We start from the raw sequence: 12,955 nt of genomic DNA, 5'->3' as shown, positions 1-12,955 counted from the left end.
ATAGCAGCGAGCGCGGCGGGAACTGCCCAGGCGCGCGTCAGGGCGCAATCGGAAAGTACGCGTAAGATAGCGGCCCCACGCGACCCGGTGCCAGCGCCTCCCGGCACGGCCGTAGTCCGCGCAGCAATCGGTGTGTCATGTCTGTTTCTCCTGCCCCCGCGTCCGCGACGCCAGGCTTCGCCGCGGAAGTGCGCACCACCGGCCTGCTGGCCTTGCCGCTGGTGCTCGGTCACGTCTCTACCGGCTTGATCGGGTTTGTCGACAACGTCATCGCCGGCCACCACGGCACTGCGACGCTGGCGGCGGTGACCATCGGCACCGCGCTGCTGTGGCTGCCGATGCTGGTGCCGATCGGGACACTCATTTCCTTGACCGCCTCGGTGTCGCAATTGCGCGGCGCCGGGCGCGAGCGCGAGATCGGCCCGTTGTTTCGCCAGGCGTTGTGGCTGTCGCTGGGGCTGAGCGCATTGATGTTCGCGTTTCTGAGCGTTGTCCCGCCGCTGCTGCCCACTTTCGGGATTGCGCCGGACATCGTGCCGGGTGCCACCGACTTTCTGCACGCGGTGCGTTGGGGCGTGCCCGCGCTGACGTTCTACTTCTGCATGCGCTATCTCAGCGAAGGCATGCACTGGACGCTGCCGACCATGCTGCTGGGGTTTGGCGGCTTGCTGGTGCTGGCGCCGCTGGGCTATGTGCTGACCTATGGCAAGTTCGGGTTTGCCGAGCACGGCGCCGAAGGCCTGGGCATGGCCTCGGCCATCACCATGTGGGTGCAGGTCAGCGTATTCGCGCTGTATCTATGGCGCGCGCGGCGCTTTGCGCACTTGGAGTTGTTCACCCATCTGGAAGGGCCGCGATGGCGCGCCATCGGCGATCTGCTGCGCACCGGCCTGCCGATCGGCATCACCGTGCTGATGGAAGGCGGCCTGTTTATCGTCACCGCGTTGTTGATCGGCCGGCTGGGCTCGACCGAAGCGGCGGCGCACCAGATCGCCATCAATGTGGCGCAGCTGTGCTTCATGGTGCCGATGGGCGTGGCCGAGGCCACCACCGTGCGCGTCGGTCACGCGGTGGGGCGTGGCGATCCTTTGGCCATTCGGCGTGCCACCTGGGCCGGTTACGCCATCGTGCTGGGTACGCAGGCGTTGTCGGCGAGTGCGCTGCTGCTTGGCCACGACGCCATCGTCGGTGTGTATACCAACGATGTGACGGTGGCCGCGCTGGCGTCGGTGTTGCTGCTGTTTGCCGCCACCTTCCAGTTTCCCGACGGCATCCAGGTGCTCTCGGCCGGCGCGCTGCGCGGGCTCAAGGACACCCGCGTGCCGATGTTCCTGGCGATGTTCTCGTATTGGGGCGTGGGCATGCCGATCGGCGCCGGGCTCGGCCTGGGATTGGGCTGGGGGCCGCAAGGCATGTGGATCGGCTTGATCCTGGGCCTGACCACCGCGTCGATTCTGATGGGCCTGCGTTTCCGGCAGACCAGCCGGCGGCTGACTGCCGACGCGACCCCCTGACTTTCAGCGCATGCCGTGGGCGGTGCGCAGCCGGTATGCTGGGCAGCATTACGTACATGCAGCGTCTTTTCGACGGAGTTTTCCATGAACCACCCCGTGCGTCGCAGTCCCATCGCCAGTTTCTTCGTCGGCCTGTGGGATGTGATGAATTTCACCCGACGCCTGATCTTCAACCTGGCGTTCTTCGGTTTTCTGTTCCTGTTGCTGCTGGTGCTCGTGGTGGCGATGGCGCGCGGCGACGGCACCAAGCCGCTGGCCGAGCGCACCACCCTGGTCATCAACCCCGAAGGCACGCTGGTCGAACAGTTCAGCGCCGACCCGGTGAGCCGTTCGCTGGCCAAGGCCGTGGGCGACAAGAGCGCCGAAGAGGTGCAGTTGCGCGACCTGGTGCGGGTGATCGAAGCGGCCGGCAAGGACCGCAAGATCGAGCGGGTGTTGTTGAATCTGGACAAGCTGCAGCCGTCCGGCTTCGCTTCGCAGCGCGAAGTGGCCGCCGCATTGCAGAAGCTGCGTGCTTCCGGCAAGCAGATCGTGGCCTTCAGCGAGAGCATGAGTCAGGGCCAGTACCTGCTCGCCGCGCAGGCCAACGAGGTCTATCTGGATCCGATGGGCAGCGTGCTGCTGGAAGGCCTTGGGCGCTATCGCCAGTACTTCCGCGAAGGCTTGCAGGACAAGCTCGGCGTGGACGTGCACCTGTTCCGTGTGGGCGAATACAAGTCTGCTGCAGAGCCATACATCCTCGACGCGGCCTCGGCCGATGCCAAGGAAGCGGACCTGTTCTGGATGAACGACGTGTGGCAGCGTTACCTGGCCGACGTCGGCACCGCGCGCAAGCTCACCCCGGCGCAGCTGACCGCCGGCATCGACACGCTGCCTGAAGGCGTGGTGGCCGCAGGTGGCGATCTGGCCAAGTTCGCGCTGCAACAAAAACTGGTCGACGGGCTCAAGACCCGCGAGGACGTCGATGCGCTGCTGACCAAGCGCGGCGTGGCCGATAGCGATGCCGACAGCGGCTTCCGCAATATCGGCTTCAACGATTATCTGAGTCAGTTGCAGGCACAGCGCTCGCCGATGGACAGCCGTCCGCAGGTGGCCGTTGTTGTGGCGGCCGGCGAGATCAGCGGCGGCGAGCAGCCGGCCGGCCGCATCGGTGGCGAATCCACCGCTGCGTTGCTGCGCCAGGCGCGCGACGACGAAAAGGTCAAGGCGGTGGTGCTGCGCGTGGATTCGCCGGGCGGCGAAGTGTTCGCCTCCGAGCAGATCCGTCGCGAAGTGGTCGCGCTCAAGCAGGCCGGCAAGCCGGTGGTGGTGTCGATGGGCGATCTGGCCGCTTCGGGCGGGTACTGGATCAGCATGAACGCCGATCGCATCTATGCCGACCCGTCGACCATCAGCGGCTCGATCGGCATCTTCGGCATGGTGCCGAATCTGACCCGCGCGCTGGACAAGATCGGCGTGCACACCGACGGCGTGGGCACCACGCGGTTTGCCGGTGCGTTCGACATCACCCGTCCACTGGACCCGGCCGCCGGGCAGGTCATCCAGGCGGTGATCAACAAGGGCTATGCCGATTTCACCGGCAAGGTCGCGCAGGCGCGTCACCAGTCGGTGGAAGCCATCGACAAGGTCGCCCGCGGGCGCGTGTGGAGCGGCGCGCAGGCCAAGCAGCATGGCTTGGTGGATGCGTTCGGCGGCATGCAGGACGCGGTAGCCGATGCGGCCAATCGCGCCAAATTGAGCAAGGGCAAGTTCCGCGTGCATTACGTGGAAAAGCCGGCCACGCCGTTCTCGCAGTTCATGAGCGGATTTGCCGGCAGCCGCATTGGTGCGTGGATGCTAAGCGACTCGGGCATGGCGCGCGCCATGTTGGCGCGCTCGCTGCCGGAAGTGGACACGCAGCTGCGTTTCGTCGAAAGCGCCGTGCACGACAGCAAGGCCGGTGGCACGCCGGTCAAGGCGTTGGCGTACTGCTTCTGCGGGTTCTGAGGCGGCAAACCACGCCACTGACTGTAGCGATGACGCCGGCCTTGCGCCGGCGTCTTTGTTTTTGTGTCGCCTGATGCCTGACGCTCAGCTCATGCGAGCCGCCTGACAGCGGCGTCGCGGTGTTGATCGCGCCTATCGCGCCTCGCGCTTACTGCGTGGCGGCGTCGATGGCCTTGCGCTGATCTTCCGCAGCCTGGTCGGTAGCGGCCTGCACCGCGTGCGCCTTGTTCAATGGCTGCTGGATGTGGTCGCGCAAGGCGGTGGCCTGCGGGTCGGGCTTTTGGTCGGTGGGCGCCGGTTGCGGGCGCTGACAGGCAGCCAGCGGCAACGTCAAAACGGCGGCAAGCATCCAGTGAAGTTTCATCGTCGTGACCTCGCGAGCGGTGGCGGTATCCTAACGCCGGTGCCGCAGCTGCGCGTCAACTGCGCTGCAGCGACCGTTTTTCCGCGTTTTGAAAGAGGATCACCCACGTGACAACGCAGCGTTGGCGGCTGGATGGACAGACCGCGCTCATCACCGGCGCCAGTGCCGGTATTGGATTGGCCATCGCACGCGAACTGCTCGGCTTCGGGGCGGATCTGCTGATGGTGGCGCGCGATGCCGATGCGTTGGCGCAGGCACGCGACGAACTGGCCGAAGAATTTCCCGAGCGCGAGCTGCATGGGCTGGCGGCCGATGTGTCCGACGATGAAGAGCGTCGCGCGATCCTGGACTGGGTGGAAGACCACGCCGACGGCCTGCATCTGCTGATCAACAATGCCGGCGGCAACATCACCCGCGCCGCGATCGATTACACCGAAGACGAGTGGCGCGGCATCTTCGAAACCAACGTGTTCTCTGCATTCGAATTGTCGCGGTATGCGCATCCGCTGCTGACCCGGCATGCCGCCTCGGCCATCGTCAATGTGGGCAGCGTTTCGGGCATCACCCATGTGCGCAGCGGCGCACCGTACGGCATGACCAAGGCCGCGTTGCAGCAGATGACGCGCAACCTGGCGGTGGAATGGGCCGAGGACGGTATCCGCGTCAACGCGGTCGCGCCGTGGTACATCCGCACGCGCCGCACCTCCGGCCCGTTGTCGGATCCGGATTACTACGAACAGGTGATCGAGCGCACCCCGATGCGCCGCATTGGCGAACCCGAAGAAGTCGCCGCGGCCGTGGGCTTTTTGTGCCTGCCTGCGGCCAGCTACATCACCGGCGAATGCATCGCGGTGGATGGCGGGTTTCTGCGCTACGGGTTCTAGCCTCACCGGCACACGATGCGGCCACCGGTGCCGGCCGCAGGCACGGGCTCGCGTGACGCCTGTCAGCTCCTTGCGCGCTGTGATGATGGCAGACGTTGGCCGGATGTTGCCGCGAGTGAGGGGAGTCTTTGCTATGTAAGCAAAAGGAACCCCGGGTCGGCAGGAGATGCATCCCTTCCCCCGCATCGCGGGGGAAGGTGCCCGAAGGGCGGATGGGGGTATCGGTGATGTGCAGGCATGACGCACTCGCCATCGATCTGCTTCCGCACCCAACCGGTGCCGGCCGCAAGCAAGTGCTCGCGTGACGCCTGTCAGCTCCTTGCGCGCTGTGATGATGGCAGGCGTTGGCCGGATGTTGCCGCGAGTGAGGGGAGTCTTTGCTACGTAAGCAGGAGGAACCCCGCGTCGGCAGGAGGTGCATCCCTTCCCCCGCATCGCGGGGGAAGGTGCCCGAAGGGCGGATGGGGGCATCGGTCATGCGCAGGCATGACGCACTCGCCATCGATCGCCTTCCCGCACGCAGCCCTGCAGAGTCAGTCAGGGCGCAGCGGATGGATTGGCGCAGCGGCTTTCGTCCAGCACCCGGCGCATCTGGTCGTAGCGCTGCTTGCGCTCTGCCGATTGCGCCTCGTCGGAGAAACGCCAGGTCGCCTCAGCCTGCTCGGCGCGTTTGCGCCAGGCTTCGCACAGGCTCTGATCCGGCACCGGTGCGCAGCGGTCGGTGACCACTTCGCAGGCGCTGCCGCCACCGGTTGCCGGCCCGCCGGCCAGATTGGTGGTCTGCATCGGCAGGCAGCGTGTGGCCGGTTCGCGGTCTTCGGTGAAGTAGCGGCCATTGTCGTGTGCGGTGCATTCGAACAACGGCGGCGGAGGCAGCGTGGAGGTGGGCGTCAGCGGCGGTGGCGTCGATGCGGCTGCCGGCGCAGTCGGTACAGCAACAGGTGCGGCGGGCGCTGGCTTCGCAGCTGGCGCAGGACGTACTGGCGCGGGTGCAGGCGTGCCGCCCGGTGCAAACGGCACCGCCGCCGGTGCGGTCATCATTTTCTTTTGTTGCTGCATGCCCTTCGGGCACGGCATGTTCTGCACGGTGAGCGCGCCGGAGGGATCGGTGCAGCGGTAGATGGCCACGTCCTGGGCGTTGGCGCCCGATACCCAACCCAGCAACAGCATCAGCCACAAGGCGCGGCTCATGCGCCGCCGCAGTCGCGTTGCTGACGCGCTTCGATGCCACGTTGTTCGCGGCTGAGGTCCTGGCGTTCGCTCTGCAGCGCGCTGTTGTAGCGACGGATCAACTCCCAGCGGCGGTCTGCCAGCCGCGCGCAGACCTCTTGTTCGGGCAGGGCATGGCACTCGTCGCGGATCTGCACATTGCCGTAAGGCACGATCACCGTGCCGCCGTAGCCGCCGCCGTGGTAACTGTCCTGATAGCCGCCCTGGTAGCTACCTCCGCCAAAGCTGGCACTGCCGCGGATGCTGCCCCGCCCGGCGCCGCCCTGCACCGCAATCGCCGGGCGCGGGTTGACCGAGATCGGTGGACGCTGGATACCCCCGCCGCTGATCGGCGGGCCAACCGCATTGCCCACATAGGCCGGCCCCCAGGTCGGCACCCAGCGCGGATTGCCTTCCGGGCTGTCGCTGGTATAGCGCTCGCCGTCTTCGGTGGTGCACTCGTACATCGGCTGCGGCGGTTGCACGGTAACGATGCGCACTTCGCGCGACGGCGCAGCCGGAACCGGGGCAGGTGCCTCCACGCGTTGCGGTCGCGGCGGTGGGTCCTGCGGGCGCTGCATGTCCAGCACCTGCTGGCGACCGCTGCTGCACGGCGCATCCTGCAGAGCCACGGTCCCGGTACTGCTGACGCAGCGGTAGACCCGCACGTTCGGGTCCGGCTTGGCGGCCGTGCTCGCTGCCAAGGCAGGCAGCGCGCAGGCCAGCAACAAAAAGGTTGGAAGAGTGCGCATGCGCCGAGTGTGCGCGCTTGGCGGCCGCGCAGCAAAGTGTGCGGACGGGCGCTGCTCAGGCCCACGTGCGGGAAAGCGGGCGGGCCGGTGGATTCTGCGTCTGGGGGCGTGGCGATGTGGCCGGTCGGCGGCCTGCTGCGTGACGTTGTCAGTGAGCGCTGGCGCTAGACCTGGAGCACGGCGATCTATGTAAGCGGGTTTGAAAGCGCCCTCGCCATGACATCACGTCGGTGCACACCAGCAACAGCTTGTTGTGATTGAAGCGGTGACCTTCGGTCGGCGCGTAGGGGCCGTGCACGATCTTCATGGTGCCGGGCGTCTCTCACCCGCCAGACGCCCGCTGCTGCAGGGCCAGAGGCCGCCCTCATACCGCAAGCTCAGTCGCGAAGACTCTGACCGGTGCGCGCATCGCGGATCGGGGTGGGCTGCGCCAGCTCGCCGACATCGCCCGCCACCACGCCATCGATGGTCGCCAGCAGCGCAGGGTCCAGGGCCTCGCGGGTGCGTGCTGGTGGCTCGCCGGCCAGGTTGGCGCTTGTGGACACCAGTGACGCGCCCCAGACCGCGCACAGCGCTGCCACGACCGGATGCGCGCTGATGCGTACGGCCAGCCCATCGTGCGTGCCGGTGACCCAGCGCGGCGCACGGGTTGTGACTGGCAGGATCCAGGTATGTGGGCCGGGCCAGCTGGCCAACACTTCATCCCGGCGGGCCGGCTCCAGCGCGTCGAGATCGACCCAGTCGCGCAGCACCTCGATGTCGGATGCCACCACGATCACGCCCTTGTCGACCGGGCGCCGCTTGATCTCCAGCAGGCGTAGCACGGCGGCCTCCTGTGCCGGGTCGCAGCCCAGCCCCCAGACCGCTTCGGTCGGGTAGGCAATCACGCCGCCCTTCTGAAGGGGGGCGACGGCGCTGTCCAGGCTCAGCGTGTGATCCATGCGGGCCTCAGCCTGCCGCCTTGCTCACGGTTTTCTTGACCACGCGCTTGGCGGCTTTCTTGGCCGCAGTCTTCTTGGCCGGCGCCTTCTTCGCAGCGGTCTTGGTGGCCGCTTTCTTCACCGCAGTCTTCTTGGCTGCCGCGTCTTTCGCTGCGGCATCCTTGGCCACCTTGGCCGAATCCTTCACTGCATTCTTCTTGAGCGTTGCCTTCTTGGCGCCGAAGCCCTTGCGCACCGGCTTGCCGGTGTCGGCCAGCAACTGCTGCACTTCCTCGAAGGTCAGCGACGCCGGCTCGCGGTCCTTCGGGATCTTGCCATTGAGCTTTCCATCGCTGATGTACGGGCCGAAGCGGCCGTTGAGCACCTGGATGTCGCTGCCGTCGAATTCCTTGATCACCCGGTTGCGCGCGATCTCTTCCTTCTCTTCGATCAGGAATACCGCACGCTCCAGATCGATGGTGTACGGGTCGTCTTCTTTCTTCAGCGACGCATACACGGTGCCACGGCGTGCAAACGGCCCGAACCGGCCGATGCCGACGCTGACGTCCTGCTCCTTGTCCTGGCCCAACGCGCGCGGCATCTTGAACAGTTCCAGCGCATCTTCGATCGAGATCGAATAGATGCTCTGGCCCGGACGCAGCGAGGCGAACGTGGGCTTTTCTTCGTCTTCCACGGTGCCGATCTGCACCATCGGGCCGAAACGGCCGATGCGCGCGCTGACTTCCTTGCCGCTGACCGGGTCGGCGCCAAGCACGCGCACGCTGCCGGCGTCGGTCTTGTCCAGCGAATCCTTCTTGTCCTCGACCAGTTCCTTGAACGGGCCCCAGAACTTCTCCATCAATGGAATCCACTCGGCTTCGCCGCGCGACACCGCATCCAGATCGTCTTCCAGATTGGCGGTGAAGTCGTAGTCCACGTAGCGGGTGAAATGCCCGGACAGGAACTTGGACACCGCGCGGCCGACGTCGGTCGGGCGGAAGCTGCGGCCTTCCATTTCCACGTATTTGCGGAACTGCAGGGTCTGGATGATCGAGGCGTAGGTGGACGGACGGCCGATACCGTATTCCTCCAGCGCCTTGACCAGCGCCGCTTCGGTGAAGCGCGGCGGTGGCTGGGTGAAATGCTGATCGGTGACGATGCGGTCCAGCGGGATGTTGTCGCCGGCTTTCATCAGCGGCAGCTTGCGGCCTTCGTCTTCGTCCTCGCTGCTCTTGGTGTCCTTGCCTTCTTCATAGACCGCCAAGAAGCCCGACACCACCACGGTGGTGCCGCTGGCGCGGAACACGTGGTCGCTGCCGGCCGACAGATCGACGCTGACGGTATTGAGCGTGGCCGGAATCATCTGGCAGGCCACTGCGCGGCGCCAGATCAATTCGTACAGGCGGCGCTCGTCGTCGGACAGGAAACGCGCCACCTGCGCAGGCGTGCGCAGCGCGGAGGTCGGGCGCACTGCTTCGTGGGCTTCCTGCGCGTTCTTGGATTTGGTGGTGTAGGCGTTGGGCTGATCCGGTAACGACGCGGTGCCGAAATCGCGCGCGATCACGTCGCGGATCTCCGCCAGTGCGTCCTGCGACAGATTCACCGAGTCGGTACGCATATAGCTGATCAGACCGACCGAGCCTTCGTCGCCGAGCGCCACACCTTCGTACAACTTCTGCGCCACCTGCATGGTCTTGCGGGTGGTGAAGCCGAGCTTGCGCGACGCCTCCTGCTGCAGCGTGGAGGTGGTGAACGGCGGAGCAGGGCGGCGCTTGCGCTCCTTGCTGGCCACATCGGTGACATGCAGCACGCCTTGCGCGGCATGCTGGATGCGCAGACGCGCAGCCTCAGCGGTGTCGCCGTCGGTCACGGTGAATTGTTCGAACTTCTGCCCGTCCAGCTTGATCAGGCGGGCGTTGAACGGCTGCGACGGATGCCGGCAATGCGCATCGATGGACCAGTATTCGCGCGCGATGAAGGCTTCGATCTCTTCTTCGCGCTCGACGATCATGCGTAGCGCCGGCGACTGCACGCGGCCAGCCGACAGCCCGCGCTGCACCTTGCGCCACAGCACCGGCGACAGGTTGAAGCCGACCAGATAGTCCAGTGCGCGGCGGGCCTGCTGGGCGTCCACCAGATCGACGGCGATCGCACGCGGCTTGAGCATGGCTTCCTTGATCGCGCGCGGCGTGATCTCGGTGAACACCACCCGCTGCATGGTCTTGTTCTCAAGCAGGCCGCGCTCTTTCAGGATCTCGGCGATATGCCAGCTGATCGCCTCACCCTCGCGGTCCGGGTCGGTTGCCAGATAGATGTCGTCGGCGCTCTTGGCGGCACGGGCAATGGCTTCGACATGCTTCTCGTTTTTCTCGATCAGGTCGTAACGCATCGCAAAGCCGTTATCCGGATCGACCGCACCCTCCTTGGGGACGAGGTCGCGCACGTGCCCATACGAGGCCAGGACGGTGAAGTCCTTGCCGAGGTATTTATTGATCGTCTTGGCCTTGGCGGGCGATTCGACGATGAGCAAGTGCTTGGGCATGGTGGCAAATTCTTGGGGCGGAGCCCGGGGGGCAGGTAGCGTGGCCTAATTGGCCGGTTGAGGGAAGCAGATCGGCCGTTTCCCACACGTTAACGCCCGGGGAGTACTCCCGGGCGTTCAGTTCTCTTATTAGAAAGATCACGGCGGACGCCGCCGTGTCAAGCGGCGGGCGCGGCGAACTGCTAGCTCTGGCTCATTCCGATCGTCGCCAGCATGATCACCACGACCACGATCGACAACACCAGCATCACCCCGTAAATGGCCAGCACCACGATCGACACCGTGTCCAGACCGCGCGACTGCAGCTCCGGGCGGTCGGTGAAGGCCCAGCGGTCCACAACCAGCGTGTCGCAGATCTTGTCGTGCGGAGTCTGCTTGCGCTGCGACATGCCGGCCATGAAGGCCGCCACGACCGCGCCGATCCCCAGGGTGAGGACGCTGATCAACATGTAGGCCAGATAGCGCAACACATTGCGCCAGAACCCGACCCGCGCTCCGTTGCTGTCGGCGCGCACGACCTTGATGCCGCAAGCGAGCTTGCCCAGGCTGGCCTGAAGCCGGCTGGACTGCATCCAGGCGAAATACAGCGTGGGGATGGCCAGGCCGATGCCGTAGGACATCACCACAATGGCGATGCCCAGCGCACTGCCGTCGTCCATCGACGACGCGGAATCGCCCATGCTGGTGCCGAGCGCCACGACGAACACCAGCGGAATCACGATCAGATAGACCGCGAAGGTGGTGATCAGGCTATCCAGGATGCTGGCCGCCACACGCCGCCATAGGCCCGCGTAGACCACTGGCGCGTCATGGGTGACGACTGCAGCAGCGGGCAATGCCGCTACCGGAGTGTCCCAGGCACTTGGCAACGGCGTGGCGGCCGGGGCTGGGGGCGGTGGGGTGGTAGCAGCGGTCGCCGCTGGGGTTGGCACATGCACGGCGGGATCCACAGCGCCAGGCGTGCCGGGCCACGACTCGTTGCCCTCGGACGCGACCGGCGCAGAGGCGGTCAATTGACCGGCTGGCGCGTGCTCAGCCGTGTGCGGCGGATGGTCAGCGGCGTCCACAGGCGCGCCCGTCCAGGACACGGCGTCCGGCGTCGCGTCGGAGTGAGTCGGAGATGGCCCAGACAGCGCATCCGCATCCGCCGCGGCAGGCTCTGCCTGTCTCGACCAGGCCTGCGACGGAAGGTCCGTCGCCGGGGCTGCGGCAACCGGTGTCGCATCCCGGAGCGCGGTGTCAGCAGGCAGTGCGACGGCCGGCGCAGTCTCGCCCTGTTCGGGCATCGGCGCATCGGCGGCGGTGGGCGGGGATGCTGGCGCCAGCGTGTCCAGGCCCAGTTCGGACGCAACCTCGCTCAGGGTCACCCACTGCGGCAGACCTTCGCGCCAGACCAGACTGGTGTGATCGATGATGCCCTGCGACAGGCGCGCGGCAAGCGTGTCCGTGTCGACCGGCCCCTGGCGTTGCCGCTGTGCGTCGGCGTAGTACCACTGCGTCATGATGTCCCCTTGGATGATGCGTTGTGCGTGCAGCGACCGGTCAGCCGCGGCAGTCCTGCGGAAGTTGGTTGTCGTCGATCTCGGAACTGCACTCCCAGGTGCCGGCATCCGCATCGAAATCCAGCCACAGCGCCTTGCCGTCGATCTTGGGCGAGCCGGGAGCATGCAGCAGGGCCTCGATGCCGCAGGCGCTGGTGTCGAAACGGCCGATCTGCACGCTGGTCAGGGTGCCGTTGGCGTAGTGCTCGGGCGTCTGGAAGCCGGTATCCCCATTCTCCGGGCACCGCCCTTCGCGCGCGAGAAAGTCGGCGATCTGCGGCTTCAGTGGCGCCAATGCAGCAACTGCCGCGGTGACCTTGGCGCGGGTCTGATAGTCCTTGTAGGCCGGCAATGCGATCGCCGCGAGGATGCCGATCATGGCAACGACCACAAACAAGCCTGCCACCGCGCCCAACACCAACAGCAGTGGCCATGCTGGCCCCTTGGCAGGTTGGCGCAGGTGCGGTGACGCAGGGTTGACCGGCGGGGCGCCCGCTGCTGCCATTGGCAATGGCGGCGGGACCGTAGCGGCATGCAGATCCGTGGAAATCGGCGGGCCTAGCGCGTCGGCACAGGCTGCCAGCGGCAGCCACTGCTCCAGGCCTTCGCGCCAGACCAGCGTGTCCAGGGCAATCTGACGATCGCGATACAGGCCCAGCAGAACCTCGTCGGCCACCGGGCCACGCCGCTGGCGGTTGCCTTCGGCGTAATACCAACTGCTCATCCCCGTCCCCTCGCACGCACGTCCGTGGCGGCTTCAGCCTTCAGTGTACGGGTTCAGGCTCGTCCAGGAACATCTGGGTTTCCATCCAGGCGTAGGCCGCTTCCGCGCCCGGCTGGTTGAACAACACCATCAGCACCACCCATTTGAGGTCGTCCAGATCCAGCTCGTCCTGGTCCAACGCCATGGCGCGGTCCAGCACCAACTCGCGCTGGTCGGCGTCGAGAATGCGGTGTTGTTCGAGAAACAACAAAAATCCACGGCAATCGACATCGAGCTTGTCCAGCTCCGGGCCGTGATAGATGCGCACGGGGCCATCGACATGCGGACGCGCCACACTTGGGCGCTGCTCGGAGAGCGCGTCCAGCCAGTCGAACGCCTTGCTGATTTCTGCGGGACTGAAGCCGGCCTGGATCAGGCCATTCTGAAGCGAGTCACGGTCACGGACCAGGTCCGCGTCTTCGCTGAAATAATGTTCAAACAGGTACAGCAGTACATCGAGAATGCTCTCTTTCATTGCCC

The 12,955-nt window shown here is 66.1% G+C and carries 11 protein-coding genes; 3 read left to right on the top strand and 8 right to left on the bottom strand.

Features of this window, described 5'->3' with window-relative positions; all coding sequences use genetic code 11:
• Positions 1–137: 137 nt before the first annotated feature.
• Positions 138–1,514 (top strand): MATE family efflux transporter, encoded by a 1,377-nt coding sequence (locus tag RQH86_RS16145; RefSeq protein ID WP_311240644.1) that lies wholly within the window; start codon positions 138–140, stop codon positions 1,512–1,514.
• 84 nt (positions 1,515–1,598) lie between these two features.
• Positions 1,599–3,500 (top strand): signal peptide peptidase SppA, encoded by a 1,902-nt coding sequence (gene sppA, locus RQH86_RS16140; protein ID WP_311240643.1) that lies wholly within the window; start codon positions 1,599–1,601, stop codon positions 3,498–3,500.
• Positions 3,501–3,648: 148 nt separating this feature from the next.
• On the opposite strand, the gene RQH86_RS16135 is transcribed toward sppA, so the two are convergent.
• Positions 3,649–3,864, bottom strand: a complete 216-nt coding sequence (locus RQH86_RS16135) for a hypothetical protein (protein WP_046964303.1) — start codon at positions 3,862–3,864, stop codon at positions 3,649–3,651.
• Between the two features lie 107 nt (positions 3,865–3,971).
• On the opposite strand from RQH86_RS16135, the gene RQH86_RS16130 reads away from it, so the two are divergent.
• Positions 3,972–4,748 (top strand): SDR family oxidoreductase, encoded by a 777-nt coding sequence (locus RQH86_RS16130; protein ID WP_311240642.1) that lies wholly within the window; start codon positions 3,972–3,974, stop codon positions 4,746–4,748.
• Positions 4,749–5,285: 537 nt separating this feature from the next.
• Here the strand turns inward: RQH86_RS16130 and RQH86_RS16125 are convergent.
• The 7 genes from RQH86_RS16125 to RQH86_RS16095 all read right to left on the bottom strand — a co-directional run bounded on the left by RQH86_RS16125 (position 5,286) and on the right by RQH86_RS16095 (position 12,950).
• Positions 5,286–5,939 (bottom strand): DUF4124 domain-containing protein, encoded by a 654-nt coding sequence (locus RQH86_RS16125; RefSeq protein ID WP_311240677.1) that lies wholly within the window; start codon positions 5,937–5,939, stop codon positions 5,286–5,288.
• A complete protein-coding gene (locus tag RQH86_RS16120) occupies positions 5,936–6,709 on the bottom strand; it encodes a DUF4124 domain-containing protein (RefSeq protein WP_311240676.1) in 774 nt (257 codons plus the stop codon). The genes RQH86_RS16125 and RQH86_RS16120 overlap by 4 nt, the downstream gene beginning before the upstream one ends.
• Positions 6,710–7,086: 377 nt before the next feature.
• On the bottom strand, positions 7,087–7,650 hold the full coding sequence (locus RQH86_RS16115; protein WP_311240675.1) for a Sua5/YciO/YrdC/YwlC family protein: 564 nt from the start codon (positions 7,648–7,650) through the stop codon (positions 7,087–7,089).
• A 7-nt stretch (positions 7,651–7,657) separates the two neighbouring features.
• On the bottom strand, positions 7,658–10,171 hold the full coding sequence (locus RQH86_RS16110) for a DNA topoisomerase I (RefSeq protein ID WP_311240674.1): 2,514 nt from the start codon (positions 10,169–10,171) through the stop codon (positions 7,658–7,660).
• Between the two features lie 182 nt (positions 10,172–10,353).
• Positions 10,354–11,673 carry an RDD family protein gene (locus tag RQH86_RS16105; RefSeq protein WP_311240673.1) on the bottom strand — a complete coding sequence of 440 codons (1,320 nt, stop codon included), beginning with the start codon at positions 11,671–11,673 and terminating at the stop codon, positions 10,354–10,356.
• Between the two features lie 40 nt (positions 11,674–11,713).
• Complete coding sequence (locus RQH86_RS16100) at positions 11,714–12,436, bottom strand: pilin (protein WP_311240672.1); 723 nt, start codon at positions 12,434–12,436, stop codon at positions 11,714–11,716.
• A 40-nt stretch (positions 12,437–12,476) separates the two neighbouring features.
• Complete coding sequence (locus RQH86_RS16095; protein ID WP_003484452.1) at positions 12,477–12,950, bottom strand: DUF494 family protein; 474 nt, start codon at positions 12,948–12,950, stop codon at positions 12,477–12,479.
• Positions 12,951–12,955: the final 5 nt, after the last annotated feature.

The sequence above is a fragment of the Xanthomonas sp. WCS2018Noco2-27 genome, from assembly GCF_031843525.1.
Classification (GTDB): Bacteria; Pseudomonadota; Gammaproteobacteria; order Xanthomonadales; family Xanthomonadaceae; genus Xanthomonas.
Note: the sequence above shows the minus strand (reverse complement) of the source record. Positions and strands in the feature narration are given on the sequence as shown.

Bases quoted from the DNA above. Each gene is read 5' to 3' on its own strand.
- RQH86_RS16100 (WP_311240672.1), bottom strand. From the start codon at position 12,436: ATGAGCAGTTGGTATTACGCCGAAGGCAACCGCCAGCGGCGTGGCCCG.
- RQH86_RS16105 (WP_311240673.1), bottom strand. From the start codon at position 11,673: ATGACGCAGTGGTACTACGCCGACGCACAGCGGCAACGCCAGGGGCCG.
- RQH86_RS16110 (WP_311240674.1), bottom strand. From the start codon at position 10,171: ATGCCCAAGCACTTGCTCATCGTCGAATCGCCCGCCAAGGCCAAGACG.
- sppA (WP_311240643.1), top strand. From the start codon at position 1,599: ATGAACCACCCCGTGCGTCGCAGTCCCATCGCCAGTTTCTTCGTCGGC.
- RQH86_RS16115 (WP_311240675.1), bottom strand. From the start codon at position 7,650: ATGGATCACACGCTGAGCCTGGACAGCGCCGTCGCCCCCCTTCAGAAG.
- RQH86_RS16125 (WP_311240677.1), bottom strand. From the start codon at position 5,939: ATGAGCCGCGCCTTGTGGCTGATGCTGTTGCTGGGTTGGGTATCGGGC.
- RQH86_RS16120 (WP_311240676.1), bottom strand. From the start codon at position 6,709: ATGCGCACTCTTCCAACCTTTTTGTTGCTGGCCTGCGCGCTGCCTGCC.
- RQH86_RS16095 (WP_003484452.1), bottom strand. From the start codon at position 12,950: ATGAAAGAGAGCATTCTCGATGTACTGCTGTACCTGTTTGAACATTAT.
- RQH86_RS16135 (WP_046964303.1), bottom strand. From the start codon at position 3,864: ATGAAACTTCACTGGATGCTTGCCGCCGTTTTGACGTTGCCGCTGGCT.
- RQH86_RS16145 (WP_311240644.1), top strand. From the start codon at position 138: ATGTCTGTTTCTCCTGCCCCCGCGTCCGCGACGCCAGGCTTCGCCGCG.